The 17099-nt window shown below is 54.6% G+C and carries 16 protein-coding genes; 5 read left to right on the top strand and 11 right to left on the bottom strand.

Annotated features, from left to right (window positions below; genetic code table 11):
* Nucleotides 1–6: 6 nt before the first annotated feature.
* The gene (locus M495_RS07040; protein WP_020825946.1) at nucleotides 7–618 is read right to left on the bottom strand and encodes a cytochrome b/b6 domain-containing protein; all 612 of its coding nucleotides are present in this window, start codon (nucleotides 616–618) and stop codon (nucleotides 7–9) included.
* A gap of 150 nt (nucleotides 619–768) precedes the next feature.
* On the opposite strand from M495_RS07040, the gene M495_RS07035 reads away from it, so the two are divergent.
* Nucleotides 769–1482: a response regulator transcription factor gene (locus M495_RS07035; protein WP_020825945.1), complete on the top strand. Its 714-nt coding sequence runs from the start codon at nucleotides 769–771 to the stop codon at nucleotides 1480–1482.
* A gap of 3 nt (nucleotides 1483–1485) precedes the next feature.
* Entirely contained in the window at nucleotides 1486–2952 is a 1467-nt protein-coding gene (locus M495_RS07030) for a sensor histidine kinase (RefSeq protein ID WP_020825944.1), read from the top strand.
* Between the two features lie 7 nt (nucleotides 2953–2959).
* On the opposite strand, the gene M495_RS07025 is transcribed toward M495_RS07030, so the two are convergent.
* From M495_RS07025 to M495_RS06985, 9 genes are all read right to left on the bottom strand, one after another.
* The gene (locus tag M495_RS07025; protein WP_041414348.1) at nucleotides 2960–3625 is read right to left on the bottom strand and encodes a fimbria/pilus periplasmic chaperone; all 666 of its coding nucleotides are present in this window, start codon (nucleotides 3623–3625) and stop codon (nucleotides 2960–2962) included.
* A gap of 10 nt (nucleotides 3626–3635) precedes the next feature.
* Nucleotides 3636–5270 (bottom strand): fimbrial adhesin EcpD, encoded by a 1635-nt coding sequence (gene ecpD, locus M495_RS07020; RefSeq protein WP_020825942.1) that lies wholly within the window; start codon nucleotides 5268–5270, stop codon nucleotides 3636–3638.
* Nucleotides 5260–7785, bottom strand: a complete 2526-nt coding sequence (locus M495_RS07015; protein WP_041415272.1) for a CS1-pili formation C-terminal domain-containing protein — start codon at nucleotides 7783–7785, stop codon at nucleotides 5260–5262. The genes ecpD and M495_RS07015 overlap by 11 nt, the downstream gene beginning before the upstream one ends.
* Before the next feature lie 79 nt (nucleotides 7786–7864).
* A complete protein-coding gene (locus M495_RS07010; protein WP_020825940.1) occupies nucleotides 7865–8533 on the bottom strand; it encodes an EcpB family pilus assembly chaperone in 669 nt (222 codons plus the stop codon).
* 79 nt (nucleotides 8534–8612) lie between these two features.
* Nucleotides 8613–9200, bottom strand: a complete 588-nt coding sequence (ecpA, locus tag M495_RS07005; RefSeq protein ID WP_020825939.1) for a common pilus major fimbrillin subunit EcpA — start codon at nucleotides 9198–9200, stop codon at nucleotides 8613–8615.
* 464 nt (nucleotides 9201–9664) lie between these two features.
* Nucleotides 9665–10294, bottom strand: a complete 630-nt coding sequence (locus M495_RS07000; protein ID WP_020825938.1) for a LuxR C-terminal-related transcriptional regulator — start codon at nucleotides 10292–10294, stop codon at nucleotides 9665–9667.
* 205 nt (nucleotides 10295–10499) lie between these two features.
* Nucleotides 10500–11339: a winged helix-turn-helix domain-containing protein gene (locus M495_RS06995; RefSeq protein ID WP_041414347.1), complete on the bottom strand. Its 840-nt coding sequence runs from the start codon at nucleotides 11337–11339 to the stop codon at nucleotides 10500–10502.
* Between the two features lie 531 nt (nucleotides 11340–11870).
* Nucleotides 11871–13295, bottom strand: a complete 1425-nt coding sequence (locus M495_RS06990; RefSeq protein ID WP_020825936.1) for a heavy metal sensor histidine kinase — start codon at nucleotides 13293–13295, stop codon at nucleotides 11871–11873.
* Nucleotides 13292–13963, bottom strand: coding sequence for a heavy metal response regulator transcription factor (locus M495_RS06985; protein WP_020825935.1), 672 nt, complete (start codon nucleotides 13961–13963; stop codon nucleotides 13292–13294). The genes M495_RS06990 and M495_RS06985 overlap by 4 nt, the downstream gene beginning before the upstream one ends.
* Before the next feature lie 140 nt (nucleotides 13964–14103).
* Between M495_RS06985 and M495_RS06980 the strand changes: the two genes are divergently transcribed.
* Genes M495_RS06980 through M495_RS06970 form a run of 3 tightly spaced genes read left to right on the top strand, consistent with a single transcriptional unit; the run spans nucleotide 14104 to nucleotide 16110 of the window.
* Nucleotides 14104–14730 carry a hypothetical protein gene (locus tag M495_RS06980; RefSeq protein ID WP_020825934.1) on the top strand — a complete coding sequence of 209 codons (627 nt, stop codon included), beginning with the start codon at nucleotides 14104–14106 and terminating at the stop codon, nucleotides 14728–14730.
* Between the two features lie 14 nt (nucleotides 14731–14744).
* On the top strand, nucleotides 14745–15353 hold the full coding sequence (locus M495_RS06975; protein WP_020825933.1) for a cytochrome b/b6 domain-containing protein: 609 nt from the start codon (nucleotides 14745–14747) through the stop codon (nucleotides 15351–15353).
* A complete protein-coding gene (locus M495_RS06970) occupies nucleotides 15343–16110 on the top strand; it encodes a molybdopterin-dependent oxidoreductase (RefSeq protein WP_020825932.1) in 768 nt (255 codons plus the stop codon). The genes M495_RS06975 and M495_RS06970 overlap by 11 nt, the downstream gene beginning before the upstream one ends.
* A 75-nt stretch (nucleotides 16111–16185) precedes the next feature.
* Here the strand turns inward: M495_RS06970 and ygbI are convergent, their stop codons facing one another.
* A complete protein-coding gene (ygbI, locus tag M495_RS06965; RefSeq protein ID WP_020825931.1) occupies nucleotides 16186–16956 on the bottom strand; it encodes a DNA-binding transcriptional repressor YgbI in 771 nt (256 codons plus the stop codon).
* Between the last annotated feature and the right edge of the window lie 143 nt (nucleotides 16957–17099).

The raw sequence follows: 17099 nt of genomic DNA, 5'->3' as shown, positions 1-17099 counted from the left end.
TTCTCCTTAACGTCCACGCAGCATGGCCAACAGCGTGCGTGGTACCAGCGCCACCATGACCAGGTGCACTACTACAAACCCCACCAGCGCCGACATGGCGTAAAAGTGGATATAACGTGCCGCTTCATAGCCGCCGAGCAATTCGCGCAGCAGCGGAAATTGCACCGACTTCCACAACACCAGGCCAGATATCACCATCACTACGCCTGCCACCATCACAAACAGATAAGCAGCTCGCTGTACCATGTTGTAATGACGCAAATCGCTATGACCGAGTTTGCCCCGCAGCGCTGCCAGCAGATCGCTCAACAAGGCTTTTGGGCTGAGCGGCCAAAATTTGCGTTTCAAACGGCCGCTGAACAGATTGATCAGCAGATAACACAACCCGTTGATCCCAAACAGCCACATGCCGGCGAAGTGCCATTGGAGCGCCCCACCCAACCAACCGCCCAGCGTCAGCTCATTGATAAAACTGAAGTTGAACAGCGGGGAAGCGTTGTAGATGCGCCACCCGCTGGTGACCATGATCAGCATCGCCAACGCATTCAACCAATGCGTCAGGCGCAGCCACAGCGGGTGGATCAGTGCGGGTTTCTCCGGCGTAATGGACATGGCCATGACGTCTCTCCTGACGGTGGCGGTTTCGATGGGCTGAGTATCCGTCCGATTTGTTCCCCAAGACCTCACGCAAAGTTAAATAAAATGTGATAACTCAGGCTCCGGTGGTTGTGTAGACTTCACTAAGGCCTGGCAATCAGCGGTGAGAGAATGGAAAAGCCAAAGAAAATTTTAATCGTCGAGGATGACGGCAATATCGCAGAGCTGCTGCAGTTACATCTGCGCGACGAGGGTTATGACATCAGCCATGCCGCCGATGGCAATCTGGGGATGGCGATGCTGGAACAGGGCGGCTGGGACGCATTGATCCTCGATTTGATGCTACCGGGGATCGATGGGTTGGAGATCTGCCGCCGCGCGCGCAACATGACGCGCTACACGCCGATCATCATCACCAGCGCGCGATCCAGCGAGGTACATCGCGTGCTGGGGTTGGAACTCGGTGCCGACGACTATCTCGCCAAACCCTTTTCGATGCTGGAACTGGTGGCCAGGGTTAAGGCACTGTTTCGCCGTCAGGAAGCCATGAGCCGCAACCTGAAAATGGACGCCGGCACCTTGAGCTTTGACGGCCTGACCATCGATCCGATTGCGCGTGAAGTGCTGTTGAATCATCAAGCCATCGACCTGACGCCGCGTGAATTCGACCTGCTGTATTTTTTTGCCAAACACCCCGGCAAGGTCTTTTCCCGCTTGAGCCTGCTCAACCAGGTGTGGGGATATCAGCACGAAGGCTATGAGCACACCGTGAATACCCACATCAACCGGCTGCGCATCAAGATTGAAAGCAACCCGGCGGAACCCGAGCGCATCCTCACCGTATGGGGTATGGGCTACAAATTCGCGGCAGCGCCGCAAGAGTGAATCATGAAAAACCTTACGTTAACGCAACGTCTGACCCTGATCTTCGCACTGCTGATGGTAGTCAGCTGCGCCATATCCGGCTGGATGCAGGTGCGCAGCAGTACCCAGTATAGCCAGGCGGTGATCCAGCGGTTGTCCGGTAATCTGGCGCAGCACATTGCCGACAGTAACCCGCTGTTGGGGCAAAACGGGCTGAACGCCCCCTCGGTTCACAGCCTGTTCGATCAGCTGATGGCGGTAAACCCCAGCGTTGAGGTCTACCTGCTCGACAAACAGGGCAATATCATTGGCAACGCCGCGCCGGCCGGCCACCTGAAACGCCAGAAAGTGGATCTGCTGCCGTTGCAGGCCTTGTTCGATGGCGCCAGCATGCCGGTTTACGGCGATGACCCGCGCAACCCGAATGCCAGAAAAGTGTTCAGCGCCGCACCGCTGAAGGTCAATGGTCAGGTTGAAGGCTATTTGTACGTGGTGCTGCTGGGCGAAGACTACGACGCGCTGGCCAGCAACGCGCTGTTTAGCTCTGCGGTTTCTATGGCGCTGTGGTCATCGGGCCTGATGGTGCTGTTCAGCCTGTTGGCCGGCGGATTCGCGTTCTATTGGGTCACCCGGCCAATCCGTCGTCTTACGCGTCAGGTCAGCGAGCTGGACAGCGGCGGCATCGCTGCGGTACAGGCCTATGCCGCGCTGCCGGTCGACGCCGCCGGACGCGACGAGGTCAGCCGACTGCAGCAAGCCTTCAACAGCATGGCGCAACGCATCGCCTTACAGTGGCAGTCGCTTTCACAGCAGGACCAACAGCGCCGCGAGTTTATCGCCAATATCTCGCACGACCTGCGTACCCCGCTGACTTCGCTGCACGGCTACCTGGAAACGCTGTCGGTAAAATCCGCCAGCCTGAGTGAAAACGATCGCCAACGCTATCTGGAGATCGCGCTGGCGCAGAGCCGCAAGGTTGGTCGGCTGGCGCAGGAGCTGTTCGAGCTGGCACGGCTGGAGTATGGCGTGGTGAAACCGCAGAAAGAGCCGTTCTCGCTCAGCGAGCTGGTGCAGGATGTGTTCCAGAAGTTCGAGCTGGCAGCCGAGGCTCGCCAGCAACGGCTGCTGGCTGATATCGCCCCGGGCATTCCATTGGTGTTCGCCGATGTCAGCATGATTGAACGCGTGTTGACCAACCTGCTGGACAACGCTATTCGCCACACGCCACAGGGGGGCGAGATTGAAGTGCGGCTCTGGCAGCAGGCAGGCAAGGTGCTGGTTCAACTTAACGACAGTGGCCCCGGTATCCCACAGGAGCTGCGCGCCGATCTGTTCGTTCGCCCTTCTATTCTGAGCAGCGCGCGTCGCCACGCCAGCGGGCTGGGATTGATGATCGTGCGGCGCATTTTGTTGCTGCACGACAGCGATATCCAACTGATCGAACAACCGCAACGCGGTGCCTGCTTCCGCTTCTCAATCCCGCTGCGTTAGCGCGTTATTATTCGTTGAGGCAGCTTTTATCGATGCTGATAAACTTGTCGTTATAGATAATAAATTTCTGCCCTTTCTGGCGAATACCGGCATGAGTCAAAGTATCGCCAGGACGCAGGTATTCGGTTACCCCTTCTTCGTCGGTACTGTCGCAACCGGGCTTGATCAACAGCTTGAAGTAGGTGTTGCCGGTATTGGTGACGGTGCCGCGCTGTGAATCGAGCCGATAGGCAAAATTGGTCTGACGTGGCCGCACCACCAAAATGGTGTCCATTACCACGATTGGCTCCAGCGTCACGCCAGTCGCCTTTTGCCCTGCGGGATCGAATAAACGAGTCGGAATTTCTCGGAACGATACCCGGTAATAGCGTTCGCGGTTATCCTGCGGCCCGCGGTAAAAGAACTTGTAATATTCGCTCTGTCCCGCCTGCAACTGGAGTTGACGAGGGGCAAACAGCAGTTCGCCATCGGCCGGTTTGCTCCGCGTTTCGCTATCACCCGGTCGATCAATGGCCCGCAGCGTCACCTGATAAATACGCGCGCTGCGGTTATTGTTCAGCACCCGCTTGGCGGTGAAGGATTGGTCCTGATCCATCGCGAACGTCAGGGTGCCAACGTTAATCGCGCTGGCATAAAATGGCAGGCACAACAACCCGAGCAGCAAGCTTCTCACAACCTTTCCCCTAGTTAATGTTGCGCCAGGTGGCTTCAACATGGATCTCACCGGCGGCGCTAACGTCGCCGTACCAACCATTACCTTCAATCGTCCTCAGTGAAATCGGGTTATTCATCGGGATACTGAATTTCACTCGCGTTTTGTTTAACACCCCTACCTCGCCGGAAATGTCATTCCACGGCGTACTGCTCCATAACGCATTCGTCATGTCATGCCACTGCCCATCGCAGCCGGCGTCATAATCCTGCTGCCCGTTGGTGCTGGTAGTGATGCTCAGCGTCGCCGGGAACGGTACTTTGGTGCTGTTATCCGCCGAGGAAAAAATGCAGTAGCTTCTACCGCTGAGGGCCTGTGTCGGGCCGCTGGCCATGACTCTCACCTCATCGGCAGCGGTTTTACCGCTGGTGGTAACAATATAAGTAAACTCCAGCGGTGGCTCACCCGGTCCAACGTAACCTTCACGATGAGGGGTATTGTCATAGTCGTCAGAAATAATGCTAATGCTGAAATCGCGTGGTTTAATAATCAGCTGGTTTGAGGTGGAAAACTCATACCAGCCGGACTCCGGCGACGTGGTGTTCTGGAAGCGGAAGTTAATCAGGTCGCGAGTGCCACTGTCGGAGATCCCCAGCTTCACCATCTGCTTAAAGAAGTTGCTGGCGAAAAAGACGTAGATGGCATTGCTGCTTTTCAGCTCGTTAAAGGTGTAATAGCTGCCGGTACCGGAAGTGTTTTTCCAGGTGTTGCCGTTCAGACTGAACTGCAGGTCGGCGGCGTTAACCGCCGAGGACAGCGCCGCATGGTTAATGGCCGGGAACACGTGAATCGAGGTATTGCTGACGCTTCCATCGGTCTGCAGATCGTAGCTGACCATTTTGCACATGATGCCGGCGCGCGCACCGATAGTCTGGTTTTTACAGTCGGCATTCCCCTCACCGATGATCGGCACGCCGTCGCTGTTAACAAACACTTCCGATACCGCGTTGGTGTTGATAAAGCGCAGATGCGCGGCCTTGCTGTGGGTCACGGTGCGTTTATACCAATTACCGCTGGCCTGGTTCTGGCACCGTCCCCCAGCGCCGGCATCATAAGTGGCCGAGGTCTGGCAGCTATTAATCTGCATGCTGAATGCATCGCCGGGGGCCATCTGCTGCAAATATTGGTAGAAACTCGGCGACATCATGCCGTGCATCCATTTTGCGCCGCCTGGCGTCACCACCGCACCATAAAACCCTTTTTCATCGGTGCTTTGCGGCAGGATCAGGCTGGTGTCCATATTACAGCCCGCATACCAGTTAATGCAGCGCAGGCCGAGGAACGGATTTTTTATCGGGGCATTTTCCAGCCACATGTCAAAGCGGTTGTTCGCTGACAGGCCGGTGTTATAACCATTGTCCACATAGCCCAGGCTCTGCTGATAAATGGTGCCGGAGCCGCCGTATTTCAGGCCGGTCCATTTATTCGCACCGGTCATGCGCGGATCCAGCACCCCGGACGGCGTAACGAAAAAGTTGTCGTCGGCGTTGTTTTCAACGAACACGAACTTCACCGTCGCGGCGTTTGGCCAGTTGGTAACGGTAACCGCCGCACGCAACGGCAGGGCCACCCACAGCATAAGCAGCAGCGCAATTTTAGCCTTCATTGATCGTTTCTCCTGCCTGCATATTGTTGCCGGCATAGGTTTTCAGCCCGGTACAAACCACGTCACCGACCCACACGGCGCCCTGAGCCTTACTCAGATCCAGATCCACTTCGCAGCTCTGGTTACCGCTATGCGTAAAGTCGATAACCGGGAATTTCTTATCGACGTCCATAATGAATTCGCCTTTGTCATCGGTGCGGGTGCGCCCGATATGGTTTTTGATATAGGCATTGGCCAACAGCGTGCCGTCTTCAGCCTTGATGCGACCGAACACCGTCACCATCTGTTTGATTTCTGGCGTGATCACCGCCACGTTACCCGGATACAGCGTCAGCTTGCTCTTGCGTTTGGTGACGATATCGAAGCTTTCCGCCGAGTTTTTATTGTTCATCAACTCCACTTCGTACTGACCGTACGGCGACAACGGCACATAGTTTTTATTGCCGGTCAGCTTGACCGTCCGTCCGTCGACCCGGGCGGTCAGCATGCCGTCGTTTTCAATACCGGTATTAAAGATGATGCCCGCATTCCCTTCGCTTCGGCCGCTGACCGCAATATCACGCCCCTGCCAACCCACGCTGCCGCTGGCGGACAGGCTCGAGTTGACGTAACCGTCGGCGGAGCTGCTGACGTTGACCGTACCGGCGGAATATTTGGTATCAAAGCGCGCGTATGCACCACCGTTAAGGCTGTTATCGCCGTTGGTGTCGCCGGATATCGCCCGCGACAGGTTGGCGCCGAGGGTGCGGATCGGCCCGTTTTGAATATCCTTGCGCGCCGCCAGGTTAGCCGTGGTATAGCCGTTTTGATTGGAAACTCCGGCGCTGAGCCAATTGCCCATCGGCAAAGAGAAGTCCAGCGCAATATATTTACCGGTATTTGCGCTGTAGCCACCGTTGTTATAGCGCTGTATGCCGGCACGTACGCCCAGCGTACCAAAGCGGCCGGTAAACACATTTTGATAATAATCGGCGTTGTAGTAATGACTGTTGTTCTTCTTATCGTCGTTGTAGCTGAGACTCAGACTGCCCAACGGCGACCATAGCGCACCAAAATTCATCGTGCCGCCAATGGCACGGTTATATGCATCGTTTTGCAGCAGTTTGTCGCCAATCGAGGTTTTTTCCTGATTGATCCACAAACTGCTGAAACCGCCAGGCAGTGCTGCGCTGACGCTGTTAACCATGCTCCATGAGCTGTCGGAGGCCGCCATGTTCTGCAGGTTGAACTGAATCGACTCGGTGAGCGGTACGCTGATGCGGCTTTCACCGACCGCATTGCTGTCAAACGAATAGCCGGACAGCGCCCAGTTGAGCCTGTTTACGTTGCCGGTAGCAGAGGCACCCAGCAGATAAGAATCTTTCGCCGGTCGCTGACGTTGGTTATCGCCGCGCCAGTCGTCCATACGGATCATTCCGCCCCAAAACTGCCAGGCCAGCGGCGCATTGGCACCACGATTGGGGCTGAACAGTTTGTTCACCCGCTGCATGCGCTTATCTACCACCTTGCCGTTGACCACCACTTCGACTTCGACGTCATAAATGCCGTAAGGCAAGTTACCGGTATCCACTTCATGGTTACCCATGGCAAAATTTTGTACGCTGAGCAGCCGCCCTTCACGCGACAAGTGCACTTCCCCCGCCGATGGAAAAAATGCCACGATCGGCGTCAGCGACTGGCTGTTATCAAAAACGGTAGAGTTGGCACGGTTACCGTAGGACAGGCCGTAGATCTTGCTGGAGTTGATGGTGGTGACCGGCCCCAGCGACTGCAGGTTCCAGCTGTCGAGCATGCCGGCGGCAAAGCGGCGGCCGGCAAAATCGCGCTCGTACATCGCCTTATACAGCGTAGCGTTTTCGTCGCCGCTGCCGATGCCGTAAATCGAACCGTTCACTTCCACGTGGTGCTCGCGCAAAGCGGTAACGCTGTTGAGTGACAGGTAACTGGAAGTGTTGCCCTCGCTGGCACGGGTGCGGTTATCGTAAATACCAAGGTTATAGTCCAGCGTGCTGCTGACGGCATTGACGCTCGACGCGCCAATGTCGCTGGAGCGCGCGCGGAGCAGGGTTCCCATCGCGGACGCTTTCACCACCAGCTGTAAATTGAGCTGGCGGAAATCCAGCGCCAGCCAGGCGTCGGGCGTCAGCGCAATACGCTGCTGCCGATCAAATGCGGTCTCCTGCAGTGCCTGCAGCTGTTTGATGGTTTCCGCAGTCAGCGGTGTCCCCTCGTCACCCTCTTCCAGGGTAATTTGGCGAATTTTTAGTTGGTCGTTTTCGAGGTACAAAAAGGCATGGCCAATACGGCGGTCGTCTTTTACACCGCTGTTTTTTTCAAAGTGCAATAGCAGGGGGATGCTCATGCCTTCGCGCAACGCCAGGCTGAAGGTCTGGGGGATCAAGACGCCATCAATCTGGGTCAGTCCGGCAGCCATCGTCGTCTGACCCGGCAACAGCACGGCAGGAAGCACAAGCGCGCCGGCGGCAAGCAGGGTTTTCAACAACACATCATCCAGCGCACCTTTCACATCCACTCCTTGAATTCTTGTTATGAGTTCCATTCCGTATAGGCTTTGCCGTGGGTTACGCAGTCCGTTATTTCACCGGGATAAACTGGTCGCCATGCCACAGCGCAACGCGACCCTTCTTGTCGCTGACGTCCACCTTGCTGAAAGCTCGAGCCTTGCCCGGCATGACGAAATAGTTTTCCTTGCAGTCATTCCCCTCTTTCTTGTCGCGGCAATTACCGTAGGCCACCACCTTAAAGGTGGCGTTGCCGGTGTTTTTGATCTGGCCGTCGGCAAACTGATAGTCGAATTGGTCCTGCCGTGGCGCCACCACCAAAATAGTGCCGATACGTGCCGATGTGGTGGCAACCGCGTTGCGTTTAGCCGAGTTTTTCCCCACATCGCTCAACGCCTGATCGAACCAGACAATGCGGTAATACCGTTCCTGGTTGTCGCTGGGGCCTTTGTAATAGAAACGGATCACGTCGCTGGCATTGGCCGGTAATATCAGGCTGGCCGGCGACAGCAACATTTCATCTTTACTGCCCATCGGGAGCACCGTGCCGGACTCCAGCGGGCTGGAAATTCGCTCGATCTTGATATTCACCAGACGACCGCTGTCGGTGGTGTTCTTGATTTCTTTACTCAGACGCGCGCTATCGCTGTGCATGAACGAGCTGATCTCACCGACGTCGAGCGCGAAAACAGGTTGAGACAGCGATAGCAACAGGCAGGCGGCGAGAGAGAGTCGTTTCATAACGGTATTCCAGTGACGTTCTTCAGCGGGGTGGAATAAGCAGGGGATTGCCCCCTGCTCTAAACCAGCAACTCGGGGATTACGCAGTCCAGGTGGCGTTGAATTCCACGCTCACATCACCGCTCCAGATACCTTCCGGCAGGGTGCTGAAGTCGGTGACCGCAGTGGTGCCGTCAGAGGTGGCGCCAATAATGGTGAAAGTGAACTGATCTTGTGCGCTGGTGCGGACAGCCTGATTGTAAGCGTTGGATAACGCGCTCAGGTTGCCACCCAAAATGCCGGCAGAGGTGTCGATCATGGTGGTTTCCGCCGTTTTCTCTACCGCTGCGCCGTTGTAGTTCACGCCGACATTCAGGGTTGAGCCAGAGGTATCCAGCTGAGTCAGGGTGTTTGAAACCAGTTTAGAAGTCAGTTTGAAGGCAGTTGCAGTGGCATCCCCTTCTACGGTCACGTCAAACAGACCTTTCTGGCTGTTGAAACCCTTGATGCCTTCCGCATAGTTGAAAGACAGGCTGCCGATTGGGGTAACAACCAGTTTGCTGGTGGTGTCTTTCTTCGCGGTAGCAGACCAGGTAGCCAGCGCCTGAGCGGTAACGTCGGCGGCTTGAGCAGTGCTGACCGCAGCGAAGGCGGAAATGATTGCCAGAGCCAGTGTAATTTTCTTCATGGTAAAACTCCCTTCAACTTTAAATATGATTGTGCGTCCATTAGCCTGACGTGCCTTAATCAGTCACTTGCATGAGTGCTTTTAGCCAGTCTGCTTGACGGAGAAAAGAGTAACCGCATCAAATCAAAAAAGAACCATTAACTACCAATGGTCAAATATTTAGATTTTTATTCTTACTTTAATGTTTATTTTGCTTCCAGTAAGTTAAAAGGGCCATGTAATGATGCTGCAGGGAACAAAACACCTATTGTTTTCATCCCCTCTAAAACCACGTTAACGGTATATAAAACGCACTATTGCGTCAGCGCATAAATAAGGGCGACAGGTTTATTTTTGTAGGATGTTTAATTTGATGCAGATCAATTCATCTGGGTGGCTGGCAGGAAATAAAGGGATAAGCGCTTGGAACGAGAAAGTATTAAACCGCCGGCGCGGCGTGTGCCATTACAACCGACGGCGAATTTTTAGGCCGGGTGTTGAGTCCTGAATGCCAAAATCAGGCGCATAAACCCTGCTTGATTAAGCCTCAGCTTACGCATGATATTCAGCTTATGGCTACTGACCGTTTTACAACTGCGATGGGTAATACTGGCGATATGTCGCGGATTGGCGCCGGCGATCATCATCGCCAATATTTGCCATTCGCTACGGGACAAGGGTTCTACCGCGGATATCAACGCTTTCTGAATCGCCGGACTACGGTAACTTACCCCCGTGCCGACAGCGTCAATGGCCTGATACAGGCAAACCAATGGATCGTCTTTGGCCACCAGGGATAAATGCGTTTGAGCAGCCAGAATGGTCAATATGCTGGCATTGGTCACTTCAGTAAATATGATCAGTGGCGTCTTGGGCCAAATATCCTTTATCGTCAGGATGAAATGTAATACATCATACAAACTCTCACTTTCATTATACAGCTCCATTATGAGGATTTGTTTCTCATTCTCCTTTAACCCTGCCTCCACTGCCCTGATGCTGTGCACAAATTGGTAGTGTATGGGTTCGGTTCCAATAAGTGCCCGTAATCCTTTTCTCACCCAGGGGTTGGGTTCGAAAAAGAGAATGTCCTCCCTGAAAGAGATATTTTTCATAATCTATTACCATAATTAGGTATTACAAAAGCGGTTGGCGCAGAAATGCAAGGCAGCGCCGGCGAGCAAAATATAAGGCTTGCATCGAATAAATGCTGCATTATTAACCAGGTGGTGAAAATTAAGTATTTAATATCAAGACAATAAAGATTGGTGGCATATTCCTTTCCCCCGGGGTGGCGTTCATCCTGACACCGATTGATGATTAATTAAGAATTGCGGCGTTGTCGCTTTCGAGCCCAGAGCAAATCTCTACCCGATGTTCGCGTAAAATGCGACAGCGCAGAAAAAACAGTCGGGAAATGCCCGAAATGTAAGAGCGTACCTGATTGCTGCGTACTACCAACAGGAATTCGTCACCGCTGCACTCTGCCGTTTGCGGGCCCGCATAGGCCAGAATGTCGCGACTTAGAGCAGCACTGACGGCAGCTGAGGCGCCCGGCATCGACATAAACACCTTACAACTGCTGACTTTGCCAAGATAGATTTCTTGCCGGGAAACCGAACCGGTGAGATAGGTGGTAATGCCAACCGCCAGCATAATTACCCCCAATGCCACTACGCTGACTATCGCCCACCAGCGCCGGGAATACCCGGTATAAACCGCATCGGCTGCGGCTGAAGAGCCTGACGAAGGCGCGATTTCCGCTTGAACCGGCGCCGGTGGAGGGGAATTTATATCTCCATTTACGAAACGATCTTCCGGCCCTTCGCAAGACTCCACCATAATTTGATATCGCAGCATAAAACCGACCTTGGGGACGGTGACAATCACCTCGTCCTCAATGCCCAGATTTTTAATAACCCGACGTAATTTACTCACACATTGGTTAAGATTATTGTTGCCTGACACCATGCCATAATCATCCCAAACCTTCTTGAATATTACCTCCCGCCCCACTGGCTCGCCATGATGCGTAATCAATAGCAGCAGTAACCGCTTCGACGGATTGGAAATAGAGATGGGATCTTCAGGAAACTCTGTCAGGCTCATGGTTCCCGTATCCACGTCAAAAATGATGTGGTCATTAATTCTATATTTCATTTTTCACAGGTTTCACTCTAGGATTATTTATCGCCGGCGTTAAATGTTAATAGAATATTAAGCAATATTTAATCAGATTAATTAGCCAACCTTAGCCACTGACCCTTCTGAAAATCAATTAACGCCACAAAGTAAATATTTCTCACCTTATCATTTTTGATATAAGAATTTTCTCATATGTCATAACCAAAGATTATACAAACATCCACATCATTGATATATTTATATGTAAAAGATCTTAAAGTTAGTTTTTTGTTTTGTAAATTACCGCCTTTAAGCTGAAAATTCTCGTCATTCCTTTAATGCAAGCAATTTTAATAACAACGTAACGAAGGGTGAATTTTGCCAAAAGGGGTCGCCGCCAAAAAACCGGGCCTAGGCCGCAACATTGCCCTAATTCTGGTCAGAATTAATCTTTTGATCCGGAGGTGATTGGGTTAGCCCAGCGGTAAATGAAAGTAAATAGTTTCGACCAGGCCGGATAAACGGATTTGGCCGCCCCAGCCAATCAAATCCGACGTGGGAAATAGGCTATTCTTGCGCGGGGAATATCAGGCTGAAGGTGATGCGAGCAGTATTTTCTTCGACAACACAATGGGCGTGCGCTGTGCCGCCATGCAGTGTCATGATCGCACGGACGATCGCCAGCCCCAGTCCGCTGGCATGGCTGCCGGAACTGCGGGCGGCATCGGCACGATAGAAGCGGTCGAACAACTTGTTCAGATGCGCAGGGGAGATCGGCGGGCCCTGATTGATAACCAGTATCGCCAGCCCACCATCGGCCTGACTGACAGCCTGCAGCTGTACCTGACTGTTTTCATCGGCATAGCGTACCGCGTTGGAGACCAGGTTACTCAATGCGCGCTGAAACAGCATAGCATCCGCCATCCATTGCCCTTCTCCCTGGCAGACCAACGTAATGCCGCGTTCTTCCGCCAAACCTTCGAAGTAGTCAGCCACCCGTTGCAGCTCTTGTGCCACATCAAGCCGCTGAGGGTTCAACACCGCTTGCCCTTCGCCGGCGCGCGCCAGAAATAGAATATTTTCCACCATACGGGAAATACGCTCCAGCTCCTCCATGTTGTTCGACAACAAGGTTTCATACTCTTCCACACTGCGCGCCTGATACAGCGCTACCTGACAGTGCCCCATCAGTGCCCCTACCGGCGTGCGGATTTCATGGGCCAAATCTGCGGAGAATTGCGTCAGGCGCAGATAACCTTCATTCAGGCGATCCAACATGGCGTTGAACGAACGGGTCAGTTGCTGCAATTCCTTCGGTACCCCGTGCTCGCTCAGGCGAGTCGACAGCGTGTTCGGGGTGATCACCGCCGCCTGCGCCGCCATTCGCCACAGTGGCTGCAGTCCGCGGCGCATCACCCAGTATCCCAGCAATGCAATCAGAATAAATGCCACCGCGACGGCGGCGACGATCCGCCAGAGATAACGCGCCAGCATCTTCTGCTCATTGACCATCACATGGGCAGCCGAGATTTGCAGCAGGTTACCGTCCTCCAGCCTGACCAGTGCCGATGCGGCACGCAATGGCACTCCTTGAGCGGTCACTCCGCCTTGAACCGCGCTCAAGCGCTGCGGCGTGCCGACCGGCGTCGGGATCACCGGTGGCAGGATCAACCTCGCCGGATTCACGTTGATTAACGGTTTTTTCCCCGGCTGCTGAAAAATCAGCACGTCCTGTTCGTTACCCAGCATATTTTCGAACAGGCCGGTATTCGCCGTCAGACGCTCCAACGGAAAACGCTGACTCAGCAAATTGCGGTAATACTCCACCCGGCCGGTAACCTGCAAATCGCTACGGGTAGTCATCTCCTGACGCATTGCACCGTACAGGTAGCCGCCCGCGCCGCTAACCACCAGAGCCGCCACCAGCGCAAACAGCATGGCGCTGCGCAACGTCAGTGACAAGACGCGCCAACGCTGGATCACGGCCTTCATGAACGCGGTTCGCAAACGTAGCCGATACCACGCACGCTGTGGATCAGCTTGACCTCGAACGGCCGGTCAATCTTGGCACGCAGCCGCTTGATGGCGACATCCACCACGTTGGTATCGCTGTCAAAGTTCATGTCCCAAACCTGGGAGGCGATCATGGTGCGTGACAACACCTCCCCCTCGCGTCGCACCAACAGGTGCAACAACATAAATTCTTTATTGGTCAGCGCGATCACCTGCTCCTGCCGCACCGCTTTACGGCGCAGCACGTCGAGCTGCAGGTCGGCTATCACATAGTGATCGGCTTCACGTACCGTGCCACGCCGCAGCAAAGTGCGCAGACGCAACACCAGTTCCGTAAAGGAGAAGGGCTTAATCAGGTAATCATCGGCACCCAGTTCGAGGCCATGAATGCGATCCTGCACCCCATCTCGTGCGGTCAGAAATAGAATGGGCACATCACTTTTCTTGCGCAGTACCTCGATAATCTGCCAGCCGTCCAGCCCCGGCAACATTACGTCCAGCACGATAGCGTCATAGCCGTGTTCCAGTGCCCGAAACAGGCCGTCGGTGCCGTTACGTGCCAAATCGACGCTGTACCCCGCCTCTCCCAGCCCCTTTTTCAGGTAATCACCCGTGCTGATGTCGTCTTCAACCACCAGTATTCGCATTATCGCCACCTCATGACTCTTGCGGAAATACTAGCAGTTCTGGCGGACATTCTTGATGACATTAATGTCATCAAACGGACATGGTGCTGTCCCCGGTGTTCAACCATGCTTAACCGGCAACCTAAACAAAGGAGAACCTTATGATTACCCGTCATCGTTTTGCCGGTTTACTGCTTTCCACTCTCATGCTGTGCAGCGGTGCGGCCGCCGCAGCGCAAACCCCAGGCAAGGTGATTGCCCCGCTGCGTGGCGTTATCGATCAGGTGAGCGACACCAGCCTGCAGGTCACCGATCGCAAAGGGGAAAAGGTCAGCGTCAAGCTCAATGACCAGACCCGAGTGCTGAGCGTGTCGAAGGGCACGCTGGATGATATCAAGCCGGACAGCTTTATCGGCACCGCTGCCGTACCGCAGCCGGACGGCTCTTTGAAAGCGTTGGAAGTGCACGTGTTCGCAGCCAGCCTGCGTGGCACCGGCGAAGGCCACTCGGCCTGGGAATCCGCCGACGGTAAGGTCGACACCATGACCAACGGCACCGTGGGCAAACTGGTGAAGTCCAACGGCCGCACCCTGACCGTGACCTACGGCAACCAGCAGAAAACCGTTAACGTGCCGGAAGATGTGCCGATCGTCACTCTGGATCCCGGTGACCACAGCCTGTTGAAACCGGGTGCGCATATCGTGTTGTTCTCCGCCACGGACGATAAGGGCGAACGCGTCGCTACCCGCATATCTGCCGGCAAAGACGGTACCGTTCCACCGATGTAATTCAGGAGTGCATGATGAAAAGCAACGCGCCGCGGCCGGTGCATCGCTGGCCGGTCCGCCTGACCCATTGGATTAACCTGTTCGCCATGGTCTGCATGTTCATGAGCGGCTGGGAAATCTATAACGCTTCGCCGCTGTTCGGCTTCCGCTTTCCGCCGCAAGTCACGCTCGGCGGCTGGCTGGGCGGCGCGATCGGCTGGCATCTGGCGGTGATGTGGCTGCTGGCCTGCAACGCGCTGTGTTATGTCTTGTGGAGCCTGTTCAGCGGCCACTTGCGGCGCGATCTGCTGCCGCTTGGCCTCGGCGCGCTGCGGCGCGATATCTGGCAAGCCGTGACGCTGCGGCTCAAACATCAGCATGGTCATTACAACGCCATTCAAAAGCTGATGTACCTCGGCGTACTGCTTCTGGGGCTGCTGCTGGTGCTCTCCGGACTAGCCATTTGGAAACCGGTGCAGTTACAAGGTTTGGTTAGCCTGTTCGGCGGCTTTGACATTGCGCGTTACGTACATTTTTTCGCCATGGCAGGCATTGGCTTATTTGTGGTGATTCACCTGCTGATGGTGATTATCGTGCCGCGCACGCTTTGGGCAATGATAACGGGTGGCAAACATGACGGATAAAAAACAACGCCCCATGGCACCGGGGCTGGAACCGGCACAAAAGAAACAGCTGGTTAATTTGCAGCGCCGCCTGATGCTTCGCTCCGGCCTGACGCTGGGTGGCGTCGCCATGCTGACCGGCTGCAATCTGCAGGACGGTGACCAGGTGGATAAAGTGCTGTGGGCAATGTCCCGCTGGAACGATCGGGTGCAAGCCTGGCTGTTCAACGGCCAAAAGCTGGCGCAGACCTACCGTTCGGATCAGATTACCCATCCGTTCCCGTTCAACGCGTATTACCCGGAATACAACGTTCCGGAAGTGGATCTCGCCAGCTACCGGCTGGAAGTCTCCGGTAAAGTAGAAAAAAAGGCCCCCTGGACGCTGGAGCAACTGCAACGCCTGCCGCAGCAAAGCCAGATAACCCGGTTAATCTGCATCGAGGGCTGGAGCGCCATTGGCCAATGGGGTGGCGTGCCGCTGCGCAATTTCCTGCAACACATCGGGGCGGATCTGAACGCCCGTTACGTCGGATTCAAATGCGCGGATCGTTACTATTCCAGCATCGATATGGCCACCGCCCTGCATCCACAAACCATTCTGGCGCTGGATTTCGGCGGCAAGGCGCTGCCGGCCGATTACGGTTACCCGCTGCGGCTGCGGGTGCCGACCAAGCTGGGCTTCAAGAACGCCAAACATATCGCCGCCATTTTCGTCAGCGATACCAATCCCGGCGGTTACTGGGAAGATCAGGGCTATAACTGGTTCAGCGGCATTTAATTTCTGCGTAGCGCTGCGCAGAGAGCTCACCCCCGCTGGTACATTTATTCCGACGCTGTTAATACGAGGCTATGTTCAGCTTTTCTCCCCGGTCGTCATCAGCGTGATATCCGCCTGCAGGATCGCCTCTCGCGCTGCGGCGGGCAGATTATCATCGGTAATAATCGCGTCAAATACCGCAATCGGCAACGCCAGATAGGTGGCTATTTTACCGTATTTTGAGGTATCGCTGAGCAGGATACAGCGGCGACTGGCGTCAACGATGGCTTTCTTCACCATCACCTTATCTTCATTGGGCGTCGACAGGCCGCGCATGCTCCATGATGAAGCGGAAATAAACGCCAGGTCGATAAACAACCCACGTAGCGCCTGAGCTGCCGCTTCACCAACGCAGGAACGGTTCTCACGACAGACGGTGCCGCCGGTGTGAATGATCTTGCACTGGCTGTGTTCTATCAGGTAGCCCGCAATCACAAAATCATTGGTGACCACCGTCAGATCCTCGCGCTCACTGAGGTGCTTTGCCAATGCCAGCGTAGTGGTGCCCGCATCCAGATAAATGCAGCTGTTGGGCGGGACCTGCCGGGCAGCCAACTGACCAATGGCCGCTTTCTGTTGGCTGTACATCCCTTCCTTATCCTGATGAGAAGGTTCAATCGCCACCCGTTCAGCAGATTGCACCCCGCCTGACACTGCCAGTACCGCGCCCTGCTCCTCCAGTTTTTGCAGATCGCGGCGAATCGTCATATGCGACACTCCCAGCCGCTCGGTCAATTCGGCAATACTGACCACCCCGCGTTCTGATACCAGCGCTAAAATTTGCTGATGGCGTTCTACAGGTATCACGGTTCCCTCTCTTTTTACCGCAGTGATAATAATTGTGATTTTACGTCAATTTTCGTTCGATGAAAGCAGCCATTTTGCAGGTCGTGAGATCGCTCATGGTATCGATGACTTATTTTAAATATTTTTAAAACAGTGAGATAACT

It is taken from the genome of Serratia liquefaciens ATCC 27592 (genome assembly GCF_000422085.1).
In the GTDB taxonomy this organism is placed as follows: domain Bacteria; phylum Pseudomonadota; class Gammaproteobacteria; order Enterobacterales; family Enterobacteriaceae; genus Serratia; species Serratia liquefaciens.
The sequence above is the reverse complement of the archived record's forward strand: the minus strand, read 5'-3'. Positions and strand labels throughout refer to the sequence as shown.